This window comes from Streptomyces paludis, from assembly GCF_003344965.1.
Lineage (GTDB): Bacteria > Actinomycetota > Actinomycetes > Streptomycetales > Streptomycetaceae > Streptomyces > Streptomyces paludis.
Window position 1 is genome coordinate 5,863,894 of record NZ_CP031194.1, and the last position, 19,797, is coordinate 5,883,690.

Here is a 19,797-nt window from a genome sequence, read left to right on the forward strand (position 1 = left end):
GGAGGCTGGGATGAGCGGAACACCGGGACGTACGAACAGCGGCCACGGCCGCCTCGGCAGTGTGCTGTCGGGGCTGGCCGTGGCCGTCGGCTGTGTGCTCTTCCTCGGCGGGTTCGCCTGGGCGGCCGTCGAGTACCGGCCGTACGCCGTGCCGACCAACTCGATGGACCCGACGATCAAGGCCGGGGACCGGGTGCTGGCACAGCGGATATCCGGCGACCAGGTGCGCCGGGGCGATGTGGTGGTCTTCAGCGATGAGCAGTGGGCCAATATGCCCATGGTCAAGCGGGTGGTCGGGGTCGGCGGCGACAAGATCGCCTGCTGTGACGGCGACGGCCGGCTGACCGTGAACGGCAAGGCGGTCGACGAACCGTATGTGAAGGGGATGCTCGGCGGCCGGGCGTCCTCGTCCGACTTCTCCGCGACCGTCCCCTCCGGCCAGCTGTTCCTGCTCGGTGACGAGCGCAGCGGCTCCCTGGACTCCCGGTTGCATCTGGAGGACGCGGCGCAGGGCTCGGTGCCCCGTACGGCGGTGACCGCGCGGGTGGACGCGGTCGCCTGGCCCCTGGGCGGGACGATCGCGCGGCCCGACGGCTTCGCGGCGCTGCCGGGCGGGGTGTCCCGGCCGGGGCCGGTGGGGCTGATCGTCGCGGCGGTGCTGGCGGGGACGGTACTGATTCTCGGCGGCGCGGCCTACGGACCGGTGGCGGGGTGGCTGTCCCGGGCGCGGTCGGGCCGGGGCGCCGGAGCGGATCGGAGTACGGGCCGGAGTACGGGCCCGACGGGCCGCGGAACGGAAGGGACGGCCGCCGATGCAGGGCGATGACGCGGTGAGGGACGGGGCTGGGGCCGAGGCCGGGGAGGCGTCCGGGACAGCCGGGCCGCCCGCCGACGAGCGGCGGAAGGTGGCCCGGGTGGTGCTGCTGGACCCCGAGGACCGCATTCTGCTGATGCGGGGCCATGAGCCGGGGGACCCGGAGAACGGCTGGTGGTTCACGCCCGGCGGGGGCCTGGAGGGCACCGAGAGCCGGGCGGAGGCCGCGCTGCGCGAGCTGGTCGAGGAGACCGGGATCACCCGGGTGGAGCTGGGGCCGGTGCTCTGGCACCGGACCTGCTCCTTCCCGTTCGACGGCCGCCGCTGGGACCAGGACGAGTGGTACTTCCTGGCCCGTACGGCACAGACCGAGACCGCCCCCGGCGGGCTCACCGAACTGGAACTGCGCAGCGTATCGGGGCTGAGGTGGTGGACCTCCGCCGAACTGTCGGCGGCGCGTGAGACGGTGTATCCGACCAGGCTCGCCGAGCTGCTGCGCACGCTGCTCGACGAGGGTCCTCCGGGTGCACCGGTGGTCCTCGCCCCCGAAAGCGTCTAGTGGGCGCGGGGGCCGGAGCACAATGGGGGGACGTACGGCTGAAGGGGAACATGCCATGAGCGCCGAGGACCTCGAAAAGTACGAGACCGAGATGGAGCTGAAGCTCTACCGGGAGTATCGAGACGTCGTCGGTCTGTTCAAGTACGTGATCGAGACCGAGCGGCGTTTTTATCTCACCAATGATTACGAGATGCAGGTGCACTCTGTGCAGGGTGAGGTCTTCTTCGAGGTCACCATGGCCGATGCCTGGGTCTGGGACATGTACCGGCCGGCCAGATTCGTCAAGCAGGTGCGTGTACTGACGTTCAAGGACGTGAATATCGAGGAGCTGAACAAGAGCGACCTCGAAATGCCCGGGGGGTGACGTAACGGGCGCCGCTCACTCCGGAGGGTGAGCGAGTTTTCCACAACCGCCGCCCTGTCCACCAAGATCCACCAGCTTCGGGCGGACCCGGCAGAGTCGGTGCCGGAGGTGGTGCCGATATGAACGCTACGGGGGCGCTCGGGCGATACGGCGAGGATCTGGCGGCGCGACGGCTGGTCGCGGCGGGGCTGACGGTGGTGGCCCGCAACTGGCGGTGCGGCAGGACCGGCGAGATCGACATCGTGGCCAGGGACGTGGAGTCCCGGGGCCACGAGGTGCTCGTCGTCTGCGAGGTGAAGACCCGCAGAGCGGATTCGTTCGAGCATCCGATGGCCGCGGTCACTCCGGCGAAGGCCGACCGGCTGCGCCGGCTCGCCGCCTGCTGGCTGGAGCGGTGCGGCGGACCGCCCCCGCCCGGCGGCGTACGGATCGACCTGATCGGTGTCGTGCTCCCCGCCAGGGGCGCGCCCGTGGTCGAGCACGCGCGGGGGGTGGCCTGATGGGATTCGCGCGTGCGTGCTCGGTCGCCCTGGTCGGCGTCGAGGGAGTGGTCGTCGAGGTCCAGGCCGATCTGGAGCCGGGAGTGGCCGCCTTCACCCTGGTCGGACTGCCCGACAAGAGCCTGGTGGAGAGCCGGGACCGGGTCAGGGCCGCGGTCGTGAACTCCGGCGGGGAGTGGCCGCAGAAGAAGCTCACGGTCGGGCTGAGCCCGGCCTCCGTACCGAAGAGCGGCAGCGGCTTCGACCTCGCCGTCGCGGCGGCGGTGCTGGGCGCCGCCGAGCGGATCGATCCCCGGGCCATCGCGGATCTGGTGCTGATCGGCGAGCTGGGGCTGGACGGCCGGGTCAGGCCGGTGCGCGGGATCCTGCCCGCGGTGCTCGCGGCGGCCGAGGCCGGCTACCGGCAGGTCGTTGTCCCGGAGCACACGGCGGGCGAGGCGTCGCTGGTGCCCGGGGTCTCGGTCCTCGGAGTGCGGAGCCTGCGCCAGCTGATCGCCGTCCTCACCGACTCACCCGTCCCCGACGAGCCGCAGGAGCCGGAACCGGGCCGCCCGGACCCCATGCTGGCCGGGCTGCTGGTGCCCGGCGCGGGAGTCGGCACCGGCCTCGCGATCAGCGCCGGAAGCCCGGACCACCGCCCCGACCTCGCGGACGTCGCCGGCCAGGACGCGGCCCGTACGGCGCTGGAGGTGTCCGCGGCGGGCGGACACCATCTGCTGCTCCACGGGCCGCCGGGCGCGGGCAAGACCATGCTGGCCGAGCGGCTGCCCGGTGTGCTGCCGCCCCTGACCGAACAGGAGTCCCTGGAGGTCACCGCCGTGCACTCGGTCGCCGGGATGCTACCGCCGGGGGAGCCGCTCGTGCGCTCCGCGCCCTACTGCGCGCCGCACCACTCGGCCACCATGCAGTCCCTGGTCGGCGGCGGCAACGGACTGCCCAGACCGGGCGCGGTCTCCCTGGCCCACCGGGGTGTGCTCTTTCTGGACGAGGCGCCCGAGTTCTCCGGCCGGGCGCTGGACGCCCTGCGGCAGCCGCTGGAGTCCGGGCATGTGGTGGTGGCGCGCAGCGCCGGGGTGGTGCGGCTGCCCGCGCGCTTTCTGATGATCCTCGCGGCCAACCCCTGTCCGTGCGGACGGCACACGCTGCACGGCGCCGGGTGCGAGTGCCCGCCCTCGGCGGTCCGCCGCTATCAGGCACGGCTCTCCGGACCGCTGCTCGACCGGGTGGACCTGCGGGTCGGCGTCCAGCCCGTCGGCCGGGCGGACCTGCTCGGCCAGGGCGGCCGGGGCGAGTCGACGGCGGTGGTCGCCGGCCGGGTGCGGGAGGCCCGGGAGCGTTCCGCGCACCGGCTGGCCGGCAGCCCCTGGGCCGTCAACAGCGAGGTCCCCGGCCATGAGCTGCGCACCCGCTGGCCGGTGGAGCCCGGCGCGCTCGACGCGGCCGAACGGGACCTGGAGCGCGGTCTGCTCACCGCGCGCGGGGTGGACCGGGTGCTGAGGGTGGCCTGGACGGTCGCGGATCTCGCCGGCCGCGACCGGCCGGGGGCGCGGGACGTGGCCCTGGCGCTGGAGCTGCGCACCGGCGTCGCGCGCGGCACGGTGGCCGGGGCGGGAGCGGTGTCATGACGGCCGCGGGAATGGACGAGCGGCTGGCCAGGGCGGCCCTCACCCGGGTGTTCGAGCCGGGGGACGAGTGCGGCGGCCAGTGGCTGCGGCGGTTCGGCGCGGTCGCGCTGCTGGAGCTGCTGGCCACGTCGGACGCCGGGCCCCGGGATCTCGCCGGCGCCACCGAGCAGCGGCTCGGCGGCTACCGGCTGCGGGCGCGGGCGGCCGTCCCCGAGCGCGATCTCGCGGCCGTCGCGGGGCTCGGCGGCCGGTTCGTCTGCCCGGGCGACCCGGAGTGGCCCAGCCAGCTCGACGACCTCGGAGCGGCCCGGCCCATCGGGCTCTGGGTGCGCGGCCGTTCGGACCTGCGTATCTGGTCGCTGCGGTCCGTCGCCGTCGTCGGCGCCCGCGCGTGTACTCCGTACGGGGCACATATGGCGGCCGGTCTGGGCAGCGGGCTGGCCGAGCGCGGCTGGGTCGTGACCTCCGGCGCCGCGTTCGGGGTTGACGGCGCGGCCCACCGGGGCGCGCTGGCGGCGGGCGGTGCCACCGTCGCCGTACTCGCCTCCGGGGTCGACCGCGCGTATCCGCCGGGCCACGCGGAACTGATCGGACGCATTGCCGAACAGGGCCTGCTGGTGGCCGAGTTGCCGCCCGGCGACCACCCCACGCGCAGCAGATTCGTCCTCCGCAACCGGGTCATCGCCGCCCTCACCCGGGGGACCGTCGTGGTGGAGGCCGAGTACCGCAGCGGGTCCCTGGTCACCGCGCGCTGCGCGCAGCGGCTCGGCCGGTTCACGATGGGGGTCCCGGGACCGGCCACCAGCGGGCTCTCCGCCGGTGTGCACGAACTGCTGCGCGGGGAGGGCGTGCTGGTCACGGACGCGGCCGAAGTCGCCGAGCTGGTGGGCGACATCGGTGAGCTGGCCCCCTCGCGCCGCGGTCCCGTCCTCACCAGGGATCTGCTCGATCCGGTCAGCGCCCGGGTCCTGGAGGCGCTGCCGGCCCGGGGGAGCGCGGAGGGGAAGGAGATCGCGCGCGGCGCCGGCACGACCGTCGACGAGGCGCTCGGCAGGCTGTACGAACTCCACTCGTTGGGGTTCGTCGAACGGAGGGGCGACGGGTGGCGGCTGGCGGCGCGGCCGACTCCGGCCGGTGCCGCGCGGCGAGGCGGTACTTGACCTGGGGCATTCGGGTGAAAAGGTGAGAGCGATGATCCTTGCTCCGCCGTCGGTGACGTCCGGAGGGCCGGCGCGACCCACGTCGGCCCCGGATCGAAGGTGTGACCGACGGACCGCACCGGAGGGGACCACGCCGTCCGCTCCTCGCACAGCGCGACCTCTCAGTCACGCTACGCTCACCTGCATTCCGGCACGACAGATGTCCCCCACACGTACAGACCGTCCACCCCGGCACCCGCACCCCTCCCGCACCCCACGCCCCCACACTTCACGGCAGAACGGCTCAAGGCGACGCATGCCCCAGCACACCTCCGGGTCTGACCGCGCGGCAGCGCCCCCGGCTGCCCGGAGCGGCGTGCGGCCCCCCGCGCCCTCGTCGCTCGACGAGCTGTGGCGGTCGTACAAGGCCACGGGCGACGGGCGGTTGCGCGAGCAGTTGATCCTGCACTACTCGCCGCTGGTGAAGTATGTCGCCGGCCGGGTGAGCGTCGGGCTGCCGTCCAATGTCGAGCAGGCCGACTTCGTCTCCTCCGGGGTCTTCGGACTCATCGACGCCATCGAGAAGTTCGACATCGAGCGGTCGATCAAGTTCGAGACGTACGCGATCACCCGGATCCGCGGTGCCATGATCGACGAACTGCGCGCCCTGGACTGGATCCCGCGCTCCGTGCGGCAGAAGGCGAGAGCGGTCGAGCGGGCCTACGCCACGCTGGAGGCGCAGCTGCGGCGGACGCCCTCGGAGGGCGAGGTGGCCGCGGAGATGACCATCACGCTGGAGGAACTTCACTCGGTTTTCAGCCAGTTGTCCCTGGCGAACGTCGTGGCGCTGGAGGAGCTGCTGCATGTCGGCGGCGAGGGCGGCGACCGGCTCAGCCTGATGGACACCCTGGAGGACACCGCCGCCGACAATCCGGTGGAGGTCGCCGAGGACCGTGAGCTGCGGCGGCTGCTGGCACGCGCCATCAACACCCTCCCGCACCGGGAGAAGACCGTGGTCACGCTCTACTACTACGAGGGTCTCACCCTCGCCGAGATCGGCCATGTCCTCGGGGTGACCGAGAGCAGGGTCAGCCAGATCCACACAAAGTCCGTGCTCCAGCTCCGGGCGAAGCTGGCCGACGTCGGACGCTGACGCTGTGCCGCCGCGACCGGATCCGTAGAGTAGTGGTGTGCCCAGGATTCGAGCGGCCTCCGTGGCCGAGCACCGGACCATGCAACGAGGCGCCCTGCTGGACGCCGCGCGCTCCCTGCTGTCCGAAGGTGGTACGGAGGCGCTGACCTTCCCCGCCCTCGCCGAGCGCACGGGTCTCGCCCGCTCCTCCGTCTACGAGTACTTCCGCTCCCGCGCGGCCGTCGTGGAAGAGCTGTGCGCGGTCGACTTCCCGGTCTGGGCGGCCGAGGTGGAGGCGGCGATGGACGCCGAGGACACCCCCGACGCCAAGATCGAGGCGTATGTCCGCACCCAGCTCGCGCTGGTCGGCGACCGGCGCCACCGCGCTGTCGTCGCCATCTCCGCGAGCGAGCTGGACGCGGGCGCCCGGGAGAAGATCCGGGCCGCGCACGGCGGGCTGATCGCGATGATCGTCGAGGCGCTGGCCGAACTGGGCCACGACCACCCCCGGCTCGCCGCGATGCTCCTCCAGGGCATCGTGGACGCGGCGGTCCGCCGTATCGAACTCGGCGCGGCCGAGGTGCCGCCGGAGATCGTCGAGGCGGCGGTCTCCATGGCGCTGCGCGGCGTACGGGGCTGAGACCCGCGCGACCGGCCCGGGCTCGGGCACACCCCGTACCGGAAGCAGCCGCGACGGGCCCCGGCGCAGCAGTGACAGCGGGTTGAGATAGACCCTGCCCCGCAGCAGTCCCCAGTGGAGGCAGCCCGTCGCGCAGTGCGAGGGACCCGCCGCCACCGTGCCGACCGGCAGGCCCGGCCCCACCTCGTCCCCCTTCGCCACCAGCGGTTCCACCGGCTCGTAGGTGATACGCAGCGGAGGGTCGCCGGTGCCGGACAGGGTGATCGAGACGACCCCACGGCCCGCGACCCGGCCCGCGAAGGAGACCCGGCCGGCCGCGGCGGCCCGTACCGGAGTGCCCGCGCGGGCGGCGAGATCCACCCCGCGGTGCCCCGGGCCGTACGCCGACGCGGGTGGCCGCCAGCCGCGCTCCACCACGGGCGGCGGGCCCACCGGCCAGACGCGGCGCCCGTCGGGGACCCGGTCCGCGGGCGCCGCCGGGTCCGCCGGGTCCGCGCGGTCCGCCGAGGCGGCCGACGCGGTGTGCCGTGACAGCGGCGCGAGGCCGGCTGTGAAGCCGAGGGCGAGGGTGAGGGTGAGCGCGAAGGTCAAGGTGAGGACGAGGGTTACGGTGGGGGCCGACCGGCGTGCGGGAAGCCCGGGAACACGGACAGTGGTCATGCCCCACACCCTCGCGCGGACCGCCGGGAGCGCGCGGATCATGGCCCGGTTCTGTGGAGTACCGACCGGTTGTGGACAGCTCCGTCACCCGGGGGTGCGAAGGTCCCGTACACTTCATGTGGCGATCCGGGCCACCGGATCGACTTCGCACGCCCCGCCATCGGCCTCTTGTCGCCGATGACAGCGCTTCTCGGTCCTCCGCGGCACAGCGCGACCGGGGCGTCAGGCGCGACTGCCGTCCGGCGGACGCGACAACCGAGTACCTCAAGGAGTACGGCCATGGCCGTCGTCACGATGCGGGAGCTGCTGGAAAGCGGCGTCCACTTCGGTCACCAGACCCGCCGCTGGAACCCGAAGATGAAGCGTTTCATCTTCACGGAGCGCAACGGCATTTACATCATCGACCTGCTCCAGTCGCTGTCGTACATCGACCGCGCCTACGAGTTCGTCAAGGAGACCGTCGCCCACGGCGGCTCCATCATGTTCGTCGGTACGAAGAAGCAGGCCCAGGAAGCCATCGCCGAGCAGGCGACGCGCGTGGGCATGCCCTACGTCAACCAGCGCTGGCTGGGCGGCATGCTCACCAACTTCTCCACCGTCTACAAGCGCCTTCAGCGTCTGAAGGAGCTTGAGCTCATCGACTTCGAGGACGTGGCCGCCTCCGGCCTCACCAAGAAGGAGCTGCTGGTCCTCTCCCGCGAGAAGGCCAAGCTGGAGAAGACCCTCGGTGGTATCCGCGAGATGCAGAAGGTGCCCAGCGCCGTCTGGATCGTCGACACCAAGAAGGAGCACATCGCCGTCGGTGAGGCGCGCAAGCTCCACATCCCGGTCGTCGCGATCCTCGACACCAACTGCGACCCCGACGAGGTCGACTACAAGATCCCGGGCAACGACGACGCGATCCGCTCCGTCACCCTGCTCACCCGCGTGATCGCCGACGCCGTCGCCGAGGGCCTCATCGCCCGCTCCGGCGTCGCCACCGGCGACTCGAAGCCGGGCGAGAAGGCCGCCGGCGAGCCCCTCGCCGAGTGGGAGCGCGACCTTCTCGAGGGTGAGAAGAAGGACGACGCCGAGAAGCCCGCCGAGGCTCCGGCCGCCGCTGCCGCCGAGACCGAGGCCCCGGCTGTCGCCGAGACCGAGGCGCCGGCCGCCGAGGCACCCGCCGCCGAGGCCGCCCCGGCCGCGGACGCCGAGCAGGCCTGACCTTCACCGGTTCGGCAGTCGACGGCGGGGGCCCACCCGGACAGGAGCTGGGCCTCCGCCGTCAACCCGTAGATCTTTCAGACCTTCGAGAGAGAATTACAGATCATGGCGAACTTCACCGCCGCTGATGTCAAGAAGCTCCGCGAGCTGACCGGTGTCGGCATGATGGACTGCAAGAAGGCGCTGGACGAGGCCGACGGCAACGTCGACAAGGCCGTCGAGCTGCTCCGCGTCAAGGGTCAGAAGGGCGTCGCCAAGCGCGAAGGCCGTTCGGCCGAGAACGGCGCCGTCGTCTCCCTCATCGCCGACGACCACACCTCCGGTGTGCTGGTCGAGCTGAAGTGCGAGACGGACTTCGTCGCCAAGGGCGAGAAGTTCCAGGCCGTCGCCGGTGCGATCGCCGCGCATGTCGCCGCGACCTCCCCGGCCGACCTGGCCGCGCTGCTCGCCTCCGAGATCGAGGCCGGCAAGACCGTACAGGCCTACGTCGACGAGGCCAACGCCAACCTCGGCGAGAAGATCGTCCTGGACCGCTTCGCGCAGTTCACCGGCGGTTACGTGGCCGCGTACATGCACCGCACGATGCCCGACCTCCCGCCGCAGGTCGGCGTCCTCGTCCAGCTGGACAAGGAGAACGCCGAGGTTGCCAAGGACGTCGCGCAGCACATCGCCGCCTTCGCGCCGAAGTACCTGAACCGCGACGAGGTCCCGGCCGAGACGGTCGAGAACGAGCGCCGCGTCGCCGAGGCCACCTCGCGTGAGGAGGGCAAGCCCGAGGCCGCCCTTCCGAAGATCATCGAGGGTCGCGTCAACGGCTTCTTCAAGGACATCGTCGTCCTGGAGCAGGCGTTCGCGAAGGACAACAAGAAGTCCGTCCAGAAGGTGCTGGACGAGGCCGGTGTCGCCCTGGAGCGCTTCACGCGCATCAAGGTCGGCGTCTGAGTCCGTACGCGATCAACCTAAGACCCCGATAGGGTCTGAGGCAGTCGTCCGCGTCACGCGCCGGACGATCGCAGATCTGACGAGGAGGCCATTGCCGTACAGGGAACCGCAAGGACCCCCCGGCAATGGCCTTCTTCGTATGTGCACGAGGAGATCTCCATGAATCAGGCCGACCACAGCGACGAGGGCACGAAGCACAGCACGAAGCACGGACGTTTCATGCTGAAGCTGTCCGGTGAGGCGTTCGCCGGCCGGGGCGCGCTCGGCGTCGACCCCGACGTCGTCCACGCCGTGGCCCGCGAGATCGCCGCCGTCGTCCGGGACGGCGCCCAGATCGCGGTCGTCATCGGCGGCGGCAACTTCTTCCGCGGCGCCGAACTCCAGCAGCGCGGCATGGACCGGGCGCGCTCCGACTACATGGGCATGCTCGGTACGGTGATGAACTGCCTGGCCCTCCAGGACTTCCTGGAGAAGGAGGGCATCGACTCCCGCGTCCAGACGGCCATCACCATGGGCCAGGTCGCGGAGCCGTACATCCCGCTGCGGGCCGTGCGCCATCTGGAGAAGGGCCGGGTCGTCATCTTCGGCGCCGGCATGGGCATGCCGTACTTCTCCACCGACACGACCGCCGCCCAGCGCGCCCTGGAGATCGACGCCGAGGCGCTGCTGATGGGGAAGAACGGGGTGGACGGGGTGTACGACTCCGACCCCAAGACCAACCCGGCCGCGGTGAAGTTCGACGCGCTGGAGTACAGCGAGGTGATCGCCGGTGATCTGCGGGTCGCCGACATGACCGCCATCACGCTGTGCCAGGACAACAAACTGCCGATCCTGGTCTTCGAATTGCTGACCGAGGGCAATATCGCGCGCGCGGTCAAGGGTGAGAAGATCGGCACACTCGTGAGCGACCAGGGCACCCGCGACTGACCACAGGTCGGCCGCCCGGGCCGCCCCGCACGGGGATGGACAAAGCCTGTCCGGTCGGAGACCGTGCAGGACAGGACGCGACGCAGGATCCGCCGGCCGAGACGCGCCGGGCCACTCAAAGACACGCAGGAGCAAGTGGTGATCGAAGAGACCCTCCTTGAGGCCGAGGAGAAGATGGAGAAGGCCGTCGTAGTCGCCAAGGACGACTTCGCCGCGATCCGTACCGGGCGCGCGCACCCGGCGATGTTCAACAAGATCGTGGCGGACTACTACGGTGCCCTGACCCCGATCAACCAGCTCGCCTCGTTCGCCGTGCCCGAGGCGCGGATGGCCGTGGTGACCCCGTTCGACAAGAGCGCGCTGCGCAATATCGAGCAGGCGATCCGTGACTCCGACCTCGGTGTGAACCCGAGCAACGACGGCAACATCATCCGCGTCACGTTCCCGGAGCTGACCCAGGACCGCCGCAAGGAGTTCATCAAGGTCGCCAAGACCAAGGCCGAGGACTCCAAGATCTCGATCCGCGCCGTGCGCCGCAAGGCCAAGGAGACCATCGACAAGCTGGTCAAGGACGGCGAGGTCGGCGAGGACGAGGGCCGTCGCGCGGAGAAGGAGCTGGACGACACCACCGCGAAGTACGTCGCGCAGGTGGACGAGCTGCTCAAGCACAAGGAAGCCGAGCTGCTAGAGGTCTGATGAACGACTCTTCCCGGGGGGCCCCGCCGACAGCCGGTTACTGGGGACCGACCGACCAGGGGGCCGCCCCGGCGGGTCCCGCGTACGACGGGCAGTCCGCACAGCAGACTCGGCCCATGCCCATCGTGCCCGACGGATTCGGCGACGAATCCCATGCCGAACTCCGTGACGATCCTCCGCAGGAGCCCATGGCCGTCCCGTCATCGCCCCCGCCACCGCAGAAGAAGCGGGCCGGCCGTGACCTGCGGGCGGCCATAGGAGTCGGCGTCGGACTCGGCGCGGTGGTCGCGGCGTCCCTCTTCATCGTCAAGGCCGTCTTCATCGGCGTCATAGCGGTCGCGGTGGTCATCGGGCTCTGGGAGCTGACCTCGCGGCTGGACGAGAAGAAGGGCATCAAGGCCCCGCTCGTACCGCTGGCCGTCGGCGGCGCCGCGATGGTCGTCGCCGGTTACGCGCGCGGCCCCGAGGGCGCCTGGGCCGCCATGGCGCTCACCGGGCTCGCGGTGCTGGTCTGGCGTATGACACAGCCGCCCGAGGGCTATCTGCGGGATGTGACCGCGGGGGTCTTCGCCGCGTTCTACGTGCCGTTCCTGGCGACCTTCGTCGCGCTGATGCTCACGGCGGACGACGGACCGCAGCGCGTGCTGATGTTCCTGGTGCTGACCGTCGTCAGCGACACGGGCGCGTACGCCGTCGGCTGGCGCTTCGGCACCCACAAGCTGGCGCCCCGGATCAGCCCCGGCAAGACCCGGGAGGGTCTGGGCGGCGCAGTCCTCTTCGCCATGGTGGCCGGCGCGCTCCTGATGGAGTACCTGATCGACGGCGGCTACTGGTGGCAGGGGCTCCTGCTGGGCCTGGCGGTCGCGGCCAGTGCCACGCTGGGCGACCTGGGCGAGTCCATGATCAAGCGGGACCTCGGCATCAAGGACATGGGCACCCTGCTGCCGGGCCACGGCGGCATCATGGACCGGCTCGACTCCCTGCTGCCGACCGCTCCGGTGGTCTGGCTGCTGCTGGTGCTCTTCGTCGGCTCCTGACCAGGAGCCCTGACCGGGGCCGGACCGGTCCCCGACCAGGGGCCGAGCGGCCCGGGGGGTTCGTTGTCCACAGGACGGCGGGCCCCCTTCGTACGTCTGCGACACTGGACGGACCATGCCTGTACCTGGAGAACTCACTTTCGTCGCGCCCCGCGGAGCCAAGAAGCCCCCGCGGCATCTCGCCGACCTCACCCCCGACGAGCGCCGCGAGGCCGTCACCGCGATCGGCGAGAAGGCGTTCCGCGCCAAGCAGCTGTCGCAGCACTACTTCGCGCGGTACGCCCACGACCCCGAGCAGTGGACCGATATCCCGGCCGCCGCGCGGCAGCGGCTCGCGGCGGAGCTGCTGCCGGACCTGATGTCGGTGGTGCGGCACATCTCCTGCGACGACGACACCACCCGCAAGACGCTCTGGCGGCTGCACGACGGCACCCTGGTCGAGTCCGTGTTGATGCGCTACCCGGACCGGGTCACGATGTGCATCTCGTCCCAGGCCGGCTGCGGGATGAACTGCCCGTTCTGCGCCACCGGACAGGCAGGTCTCGACCGGAACCTCTCCACGGCCGAGATCGTGCACCAGATCGTCGACGGGATGCGGGCCCTGCGCGACGGCGAGGTCCCCGGCGGGCCCGCGCGGCTCTCGAACATCGTCTTCATGGGGATGGGCGAGCCGCTCGCCAACTACCGGCGGGTCGTCGGCGCGATCCGCCGGCTGACCGACCCCGAGCCGGACGGGCTGGGTATCTCCCAGCGCGGGATCACGGTCTCCACGGTCGGTCTCGTGCCGGCGATGCTGCGCTTCGCGGACGAGGGCTTCAAGTGCCGCCTCGCCGTGTCCCTGCACGCGCCGGACGACGAGCTGCGCGACACCCTCGTCCCGGTCAACACCCGCTGGAACGTAGCGGAGGTGCTGGACGCCGCCTGGGAGTACGCGGAGAAGTCCGGCCGCCGTATCTCCATCGAGTATGCCCTGATCCGGGACATCAACGACCAGGCGTGGCGCGGCGACCGGCTGGGCCGGCTGCTCAAGGGCAAGCGCGTGCACGTCAATCTGATCCCGCTCAACCCGACGCCCGGCTCCAAGTGGACGGCCTCGCGCCCGGAGGACGAGAAGAAGTTCGTCGAGGCGATCGCCGCCCATGGCGTGCCCGTGACCGTACGGGACACCCGGGGCCAGGAGATCGACGGGGCGTGCGGACAGCTGGCCGCCTCGGAGCGGTAGTACGGCCGGAGGGTAACCTTGGGCCGAAACGCATTGCTATTTTCCGACAGGGGAGCGCCACAGCGCTGAGAGTGCGGCACGTATCCGTGGAAGCGGACGGCGGTCGCAGACCCTCTGAACCTTGCCCAGGTCATTCTGGGTAGGAAGTTCGGACACCACTCAAGCTGTTGCGCCCTGCCCCGGTTCCGGTCCCGCCGGACACCGGGGCAGGGCCGCGTCTTCTCCTGGACATCCCAGGAGGAAAACACCAGTGAGCACCATCAGGAACAGCCCCGTCAGACTGGCCGCCGTCGCACTCGCGGCCGCGCTCGGTGTCTCGGCGCTCGCCGCCTGCGGCGGGTCCGACAGCGCCGGCGGAAGCGGTGACGGAGGCTCCGGCGGCAAGGGGTCGAAGACCGTCACCCTCGTCAGCCACGACTCGTTCAACGCCTCCCCCGCCGTGCTGAAGGCGTTCACCGCGCAGACCGGCTACACGGTCAAGGTCCTCAAGAGCGGGGACGCGGGCGAGGCCCTCAACAAGGAGATCCTCACCAAGGGCTCGCCGCAGGGCGATGTCTTCTTCGGCGTCGACAACACCCTGCTCTCGCGCGCCCTCGACAACGGCATCTTCACACCGTACGAGGCGAAGGGCCTCGGCTCGGTCGAGGCGGCGGCTCAGCTGGACGCGGACCAGCACCGGGTCACGCCCATCGACACCGGCGACATCTGCGTCAACTACGACAAGAAGTACTTCGCCGACCGGAAGCTCGCGCCGCCCGCGTCCTTCGACGACCTGGTCAAGCCCGCGTACAAGAACCTGCTCGTCACCGAGAACGCCGCGACCTCCTCGCCCGGCCTCGGCTTCCTCCTCGGCACGGCCGCGCGCTACGGCGACGACGGCTGGCAGGACTACTGGAAGAAGCTGAAGGCCAACGGCGTCCAGGTCGTCGACGGCTGGGAGCAGGCGTACAACGAGAACTTCTCCGGCTCGGCCGGCGGGAAGAAGGCCAAGGGCGACCGCCCGCTCGTCGTCTCGTACGCCTCCAGCCCGCCCGTCGAGGTGCTGTACGCCGATCCGCAGCCCAAGACCGCCCCCACCGGCGTCGCCACCGGCACCTGCTTCCGGCAGATCGAGTTCGCCGGGCTGCTCAAGGGCGCGAAGAACGAGGCCGGGGGCAAGGCCCTGCTGGACTTCCTCATCAGCGAGAAGTTCCAGGCGGACATGCCGCTGAACATGTTCGTGAACCCCGTCGTCAAGGGGGTCGCGCTGCCCGCCCTGTTCACGGAGTTCGGCGCGACCGTCGAGCGGCCGGAGACCCTCGCCCCCGCGAAGATCGCCGCCAACCGTGACCAGTGGGTCCAGTCGTGGTCCTCGCTCGTCGTGAAGTAGCGCGGGCGACCGGGCCGGAGCGGACCGTCCGGGGCCGGTGGGCTCTCCGGGCCCGGCGGGCCGCGCGCGCCCACGCGCCGCGGCTCGCCCTCATGGCCGTGCCCCTCGCCTTCTTCGCCGTCTTCTTCGCCTACCCCGTGGCCGCGATCGTCGGCCGCGGGCTGAGGACCGGCGACGGCTGGCAGTTCGGCCGGCTCGCCGCGGTGCTCGGCCGCCCGGACATCCTCGGCGTCCTGTGGTTCACCACCTGGCAGGCGCTCGCCTCCACGGCGCTCACCCTGCTGATCGCCCTGCCCGGCGCCTATGTGTTCGCGCGCCTGGACTTCCCCGGCAAGGCGGTGCTGCGCGCGGTGGTCACCGTGCCGTTCGTGCTGCCGACCGTCGTCGTCGGTACGGCCTTCCTCGCGCTGCTCGGGCGCGGGGGGCTGCTGGACGAGCTGTGGGGGATACGGCTCGACACCACCGTCTGGGCCATCCTCCTCGCCCATGTCTTCTTCAACTACGCGGTGGTCGTACGGACCGTGGGCGGCCTGTGGTCGCAGCTCGACCCGCGCCAGGAGGAGGCCGCGCGGGTCCTCGGCGCGGGCCGGTTCGCGGCCTGGCGGCGGGTGACCCTGCCCGCGCTCGCGCCGGCCGTCGCCGCCGCCGCGCTGATGGTCTTCCTCTTCACCTTCACCTCCTTCGGCGTGGTGCAGATCCTCGGTGGACCCGGCTTCTCCACCCTGGAGGTGGAGATCTACCGGCAGACCGCGCAACTGCTCGACCTGCCCACCGCCGCCGTGCTGACGCTCCTCCAGTTCGCCGCCGTCGGCGCGATCCTGGCCGTCCACGCCCGGACCGTACGGCGCCGGGAGAGCGCCCTGCGGCTGGTCGACCCCGCGCGGACCGCTGGCCGGCCGCGCGGGCGGGGCCAGTGGGCGCTTCTCGGCGGCGTCCTCGGATCCGTCACCCTGCTGATCCTGCTGCCGCTCGGTGTGCTGGTCGAACGCTCCCTCGACGGACCCGGCGGGTACGGCCTCGGCTTCTACCGGGCGCTCGGGTCGGTGGAGGCGAGCGGCGGCACCTTCCTCGTACCGCCGCTGGAGGCGGTCGGCAACTCGCTGCGGTACGCGCTGGTAGCGACCTTGATCGCGCTGGTGATCGGGGGGCTGGCCGCCGCCGCGCTGACCCGCCGGGCGGGGCCGCTGGTGCGGGGCTTCGACGCGCTGCTGATGCTGCCGCTGGGGGTCTCCGCCGTGACCGTCGGCTTCGGTTTCCTGATCACCCTCGACAAACCGCCGCTGGATCTGCGGGCCTCCTGGATCCTTGTCCCGCTCGCCCAGGCGCTGGTCGGTGTGCCGTTCGTCGTACGGACCATGCTGCCCGTGCTGCGGGCGGTCGACGCGCGGCTGCGCGAGGCGGCGGCGGTGCTCGGCGCGTCCCCGGTACGCGCCTGGCGGGAGGTCGATCTGCCGCTGGTACGGCGGGCGCTGCTGGTCGCGGCGGGCTTCGCGTTCGCGGTGTCCCTGGGCGAGTTCGGCGCGACGGTCTTCATCGCCCGCCCCGACCGGCCGACGCTGCCGGTGGCCGTGGCCCGGCTGCTGGGGCGGCCCGGTGAGCTGAACTACGGGCAGGCGATGGCGCTGTCCACGGTCCTGATGGTGGTGTGCGCGGTGTCGCTGCTGGCGCTGGAACGTATCCGTACCGACCGCTCCGGAGAATTCTGATGGCCCTGCTGACCCTGTCGGACGTGACCGTACGGTTCGGATCCGGCCCCGGAGCCCGCTCGGCGCTCGACGCGGTGGATCTGGAGATCGCCGAGCACGAGATCGTCTGTGTGCTCGGCCCGAGCGGCAGCGGCAAGTCCACGCTGCTGCGGGTGGTCGCCGGACTCCAGCGCCCGGACGGCGGGCGGGCGCTGCTCGACGGCGCGGACCAGGCGGCGGTGCCGGTGCACCGGCGCGGGGTGGGGCTGATGTTCCAGGACCACCAGCTCTTCCCGCAGCGGGACGTGGCCGGCAACGTCGCCTTCGGGCTGCGGATGCGCGGCGCGTCGCGCGGCGAGCAGAGCGCCCGGGTCGCGGAGCTGCTCGATCTCGTCGGACTGCCCGGCGCCGGTCCGCGCGCCGTCGCCGCGCTCTCCGGCGGCGAACAGCAGCGGGTCGCCCTGGCGCGGGCGCTCGCGCCGCGCCCCAGGCTGTTGATGCTGGACGAGCCGCTCGGCCAGCTCGACCGGGGGCTGCGGGAGCGGCTGGTGGTCGAGCTGCGTGGGCTGTTCGGACGGCTCGGGACGACCGTGCTCGCCGTCACCCACGACCAGGGCGAGGCGTTCGCGCTCGCCGATCGGGTCGTGGTGATGCGCGACGGCCGGATCGCCCAGACCGGCACCCCGCTGGAGGTCTGGCAGCGGCCCGCCTCAGCCTTCGTGGCCCGCTTCCTCGGCTTCGACAATGTCGTGCCGGCGACGGTGAAGGGCGCCTGGGCCGCCACGGTCTGGGGCCCGGTTCCCGTACCGGACGGCTCCCCGGAGGGCGAGCGGACGCTGCTGGTACGGCCGGCCGGCGTACGGCTCGGGGACCCGGCCGGCGGACTGCGCTGCACGGTCGGGGCGCGGGCGTTCCGGGGCGGGCGCGTCGCCGTGACGCTGCGTCCGGATGGGGGACGGCCACCAATCGAGGCCGAATGCGGTCTGCGCGAGGTGCCGGACGAGGGGGCCGCGGTGGGGGTCTCCTTCGCCGCGGAGGATGTGGTGGTGCTGGCGGGCGGGGACGACACCGGGGACTGACCCGGCCGGGACGACGCGGAGAACCGCCCCGGGCCGGCCGATGCGCATCGGCCGGCCCGGAACGGTCACCTCGACCCGGTCACCTCGTCAGCGGGACCGCCGCCAGCGAGGCCACCGCCCAGGTCAGCGGGGCGAAGACCGCCACGATCGCCGTCGCCCGTACCGCCGCAGCCGTACGGACGAGGGTGACCGGGGCGCCGACCAGGCGCAGCGACCGGGTGATCGCGGCGCGGCTCTGGCGCGCCTCCAGCGTGGCCGTCAGGACCGTCGCGGCCGTACAGCCGATCACCAGGACGGCGCCCAGGGCGGTGAGCGGGCCGAAGGGGCGTTCGTCGCCCGGACCGTACAGGGAGTTCGCGGCGAGCACCCCGGAGAGCACCGCGCACAGCACGCCCAGCGGCCGGCCGATCCGGCGCGCCTCGGCCATCAGCGTGCGGCCGGCCAGCAGCCGGAGCGCGCCCGGGCGCAGGATCTGGAGCAGCCAGCCGCACAGATACGTGATGCCGGGGCCGGCCAGCGCGAGCCCGACGGCCGTCAGGGTCCAGCCCGCCAGCACCCCGGCCGGACTGCCGTCGAAGTGGCCTGGGAGCGGCAGTACGGAGCCGCCGCCGCCCCGGCTCGCGTAGGTCTCGACGGCGAGCCCCGCCGCCGTGAGCGCCACGCCCCAGGGCAGTCCGGACGGCGCGGGCGCCGGGGCCGGAGGGCGTACGGGCGGCAGCCGGGTCGCGCCGTCGGCGGCCGGGGCGACGGCGGTGTCCGTCTCCGGAGCCGTATCCGCCTCCGCTGCTGCCTCGGAGGAGGACGCGGACGCGGATGTGGAGACGGCTGCGGGCGCGGTGCGCCGGGGGCGGGGTCTGCCGGCTTCGGCGTGTTCCCCCCGCAGCGCCAGCGCCGTCGCCGCCGTCGCCAGTACGGGCACCGCCGCGAGCAGCGTCAGCGCCGCGCCCAGCGGCAGCGGCCGGCCGGCGGCGAGCAGCTCCGCCGCGTCCCCGTCGAACGGCAGCCCGGTGAGATCACCGCGCAGATGGAGGAAGAGGAGCAGCGCGACGGCGCTCCCCAGCGTGCAGGACACGGCGGTCGAAGCGGCGGCCAGCGCCGTCATCCTGGCCGGTCCGAGGCCCACCGCGGAGAGCCCGGCGCGCAGCCGGACGCTCGGGTCTGTACGGGCCACGGCGACCGCGAACTGGACCGCCGCCGCCAGCGGGATCAGGCACCACAGCAGCCGTACCGTGGACCCGGCGGGGTGGCCCATGGCCCAGCCCAGCGTGCACAGCAGCAGGAAGCCGACCCCGGCGGAGGCGGCGGCGACCAGCAGCCGGCGGAGCTGGATCAGCAGATGGGTGCGGCGGCCTAGACGGAGAGCGAGCACGCGGCCCGGCCTTCCGCCTCGGACGGGCGCGCCGCGGTGACACGGCGGCCGTCGACCAGGGTGATCACACGGTCCGCGAGCGTCGCGACCTCCGTGTCCAGCGTGGCCAGCACCACCGTGATGTGGTGCGAACGGGCCGCGGTGGTCAGCGTGCGGAGCACCTGGGCCCGGTCCGTGCGGTGCAGCGGAGCGGTCGGCTCGTCGGCGAAGAGCACCGCGGGCTCGGTGACGAGGGCGCGGGCGACGGCGACCCGCTGCCGCTGCGACTGGAGCAGCGCGAAGGGACGTTTACGGGCGTACGGGCCGATGTCGAGGCGCTCCAGCCACTCCATCGCGGCGGTCTTGGCGGCCCGGTGCGACGCCCCGCGCATCAGCAGCGGCAGGGCCGCGTTCTCCCAGGCGCTCAGCTCGGGGACGAGGGACGGCTCGGGGCCGATCCAGCCGAACCGGTCGCGGCGCAGCCGTTCGCGGAGCACGGCGCTCATGGTGTGGAGGGGCGTGCTGTTGAACCAGACCTCGCCGCCGCGCGGGACCAGCTGGCCCGACAGGCATCTCAGCAGGGTCGTCTTGCCGCTGCCGCGCGGTCCGTTGACGGCGAGGATCTCGCCCTCGCGCACGCCGAGCGAGACCTCGTCGAGGGCGGGTGATCCGTTGTGGGAGTAGTGCAGGGAACGCGCCCAGAGCACGTCGTTGTCCGGCGGGGCCACCATGGCGTACACCTCGGTTCTGGTCTGACGTACCTGGCACGCTAGGGACGTGGGACCGGGTGTGCGGACAGCACACGGCCCGAATGCCGTCCTTCTCACTCGAAAGAGGGCAAACGGGCCGCCGGGGT

At 72.3% G+C, this 19,797-nt stretch carries 19 protein-coding genes and 1 pseudogene; 17 read left to right on the forward strand and 3 right to left on the reverse strand.

All coding sequences use genetic code 11. The annotated features are described in order from the left end of the window. Window positions 1-10: 10 nt before the first annotated feature. The 8 genes from lepB to DVK44_RS26000 all read left to right on the forward strand — a co-directional run bounded on the left by lepB (window position 11) and on the right by DVK44_RS26000 (window position 6,773). The gene (gene lepB / locus DVK44_RS25965; RefSeq protein ID WP_114662403.1) at window positions 11-826 is read left to right on the forward strand and encodes a signal peptidase I; all 816 of its coding nucleotides are present in this window, start codon (window positions 11-13) and stop codon (window positions 824-826) included. Next, window positions 813-1,373, forward strand: coding sequence for an NUDIX hydrolase (locus DVK44_RS25970; protein WP_114662405.1), 561 nt, complete (start codon window positions 813-815; stop codon window positions 1,371-1,373). Before lepB ends, DVK44_RS25970 begins: the two co-directional genes overlap by 14 nt. A 55-nt stretch (window positions 1,374-1,428) precedes the next feature. Next, complete coding sequence (locus DVK44_RS25975) at window positions 1,429-1,737, forward strand: DUF2469 domain-containing protein (RefSeq protein WP_114621795.1); 309 nt, start codon at window positions 1,429-1,431, stop codon at window positions 1,735-1,737. 119 nt (window positions 1,738-1,856) lie between these two features. After that, the gene (locus DVK44_RS25980; protein ID WP_114662407.1) at window positions 1,857-2,237 is read left to right on the forward strand and encodes a YraN family protein; all 381 of its coding nucleotides are present in this window, start codon (window positions 1,857-1,859) and stop codon (window positions 2,235-2,237) included. After that, entirely contained in the window at window positions 2,237-3,862 is a 1,626-nt protein-coding gene (locus DVK44_RS25985; RefSeq protein WP_114662408.1) for a YifB family Mg chelatase-like AAA ATPase, read from the forward strand. Before DVK44_RS25980 ends, DVK44_RS25985 begins: the two co-directional genes overlap by 1 nt. After that, entirely contained in the window at window positions 3,859-5,022 is a 1,164-nt protein-coding gene (gene dprA / locus DVK44_RS25990; RefSeq protein WP_114662418.1) for a DNA-processing protein DprA, read from the forward strand. The genes DVK44_RS25985 and dprA overlap by 4 nt, the downstream gene beginning before the upstream one ends. Window positions 5,023-5,317: 295 nt before the next feature. Continuing rightward, window positions 5,318-6,154, forward strand: coding sequence for an RNA polymerase sigma factor WhiG (gene whiG / locus DVK44_RS25995; RefSeq protein WP_114662420.1), 837 nt, complete (start codon window positions 5,318-5,320; stop codon window positions 6,152-6,154). 79 nt (window positions 6,155-6,233) lie between these two features. Beyond that, the gene (locus DVK44_RS26000) at window positions 6,234-6,773 is read left to right on the forward strand and encodes a TetR/AcrR family transcriptional regulator (protein ID WP_162794282.1); all 540 of its coding nucleotides are present in this window, start codon (window positions 6,234-6,236) and stop codon (window positions 6,771-6,773) included. A gap of 138 nt (window positions 6,774-6,911) precedes the next feature. Here the strand turns inward: DVK44_RS26000 and DVK44_RS37975 are convergent. Continuing rightward, window positions 6,912-7,475, reverse strand: a pseudogene (locus tag DVK44_RS37975) (peptidoglycan DD-metalloendopeptidase family protein); the annotation flags it as partial. A 237-nt stretch (window positions 7,476-7,712) separates the two neighbouring features. Between DVK44_RS37975 and rpsB the strand changes: the two are divergent. From rpsB to DVK44_RS26050, 9 genes are all read left to right on the forward strand, one after another. After that, a complete protein-coding gene (gene rpsB, locus DVK44_RS26010; RefSeq protein WP_114662424.1) occupies window positions 7,713-8,636 on the forward strand; it encodes a 30S ribosomal protein S2 in 924 nt (307 codons plus the stop codon). 105 nt (window positions 8,637-8,741) lie between these two features. Continuing rightward, window positions 8,742-9,578: a translation elongation factor Ts gene (gene tsf / locus DVK44_RS26015; protein WP_114662426.1), complete on the forward strand. Its 837-nt coding sequence runs from the start codon at window positions 8,742-8,744 to the stop codon at window positions 9,576-9,578. 159 nt (window positions 9,579-9,737) lie between these two features. Then, window positions 9,738-10,505, forward strand: a complete 768-nt coding sequence (gene pyrH, locus DVK44_RS26020; RefSeq protein ID WP_181957528.1) for a UMP kinase — start codon at window positions 9,738-9,740, stop codon at window positions 10,503-10,505. A 138-nt stretch (window positions 10,506-10,643) separates the two neighbouring features. Next, the gene (gene frr, locus DVK44_RS26025) at window positions 10,644-11,201 is read left to right on the forward strand and encodes a ribosome recycling factor (RefSeq protein WP_114665441.1); all 558 of its coding nucleotides are present in this window, start codon (window positions 10,644-10,646) and stop codon (window positions 11,199-11,201) included. Further along, complete coding sequence (locus DVK44_RS26030; protein ID WP_114662430.1) at window positions 11,201-12,238, forward strand: phosphatidate cytidylyltransferase; 1,038 nt, start codon at window positions 11,201-11,203, stop codon at window positions 12,236-12,238. Before frr ends, DVK44_RS26030 begins: the two co-directional genes overlap by 1 nt. A gap of 115 nt (window positions 12,239-12,353) precedes the next feature. Further along, on the forward strand, window positions 12,354-13,460 hold the full coding sequence (gene rlmN, locus DVK44_RS26035) for a 23S rRNA (adenine(2503)-C(2))-methyltransferase RlmN (protein ID WP_114662432.1): 1,107 nt from the start codon (window positions 12,354-12,356) through the stop codon (window positions 13,458-13,460). Between the two features lie 259 nt (window positions 13,461-13,719). Beyond that, a complete protein-coding gene (locus DVK44_RS26040; RefSeq protein ID WP_114665442.1) occupies window positions 13,720-14,829 on the forward strand; it encodes a thiamine ABC transporter substrate-binding protein in 1,110 nt (369 codons plus the stop codon). A 92-nt stretch (window positions 14,830-14,921) separates the two neighbouring features. After that, on the forward strand, window positions 14,922-16,535 hold the full coding sequence (locus DVK44_RS26045) for an ABC transporter permease (protein WP_114662434.1): 1,614 nt from the start codon (window positions 14,922-14,924) through the stop codon (window positions 16,533-16,535). Further along, window positions 16,535-17,593: an ABC transporter ATP-binding protein gene (locus DVK44_RS26050; protein WP_408055358.1), complete on the forward strand. Its 1,059-nt coding sequence runs from the start codon at window positions 16,535-16,537 to the stop codon at window positions 17,591-17,593. Before DVK44_RS26045 ends, DVK44_RS26050 begins: the two co-directional genes overlap by 1 nt. 79 nt (window positions 17,594-17,672) lie before the next feature. On the opposite strand, the gene DVK44_RS26055 is transcribed toward DVK44_RS26050, so the two are convergent. Next, window positions 17,673-18,962, reverse strand: a complete 1,290-nt coding sequence (locus tag DVK44_RS26055) for a hypothetical protein (RefSeq protein WP_114662436.1) — start codon at window positions 18,960-18,962, stop codon at window positions 17,673-17,675. Beyond that, window positions 18,944-19,672, reverse strand: coding sequence for an ABC transporter ATP-binding protein (locus DVK44_RS26060; protein WP_114662438.1), 729 nt, complete (start codon window positions 19,670-19,672; stop codon window positions 18,944-18,946). The genes DVK44_RS26055 and DVK44_RS26060 overlap by 19 nt, the downstream gene beginning before the upstream one ends. Between the last annotated feature and the right edge of the window lie 125 nt (window positions 19,673-19,797).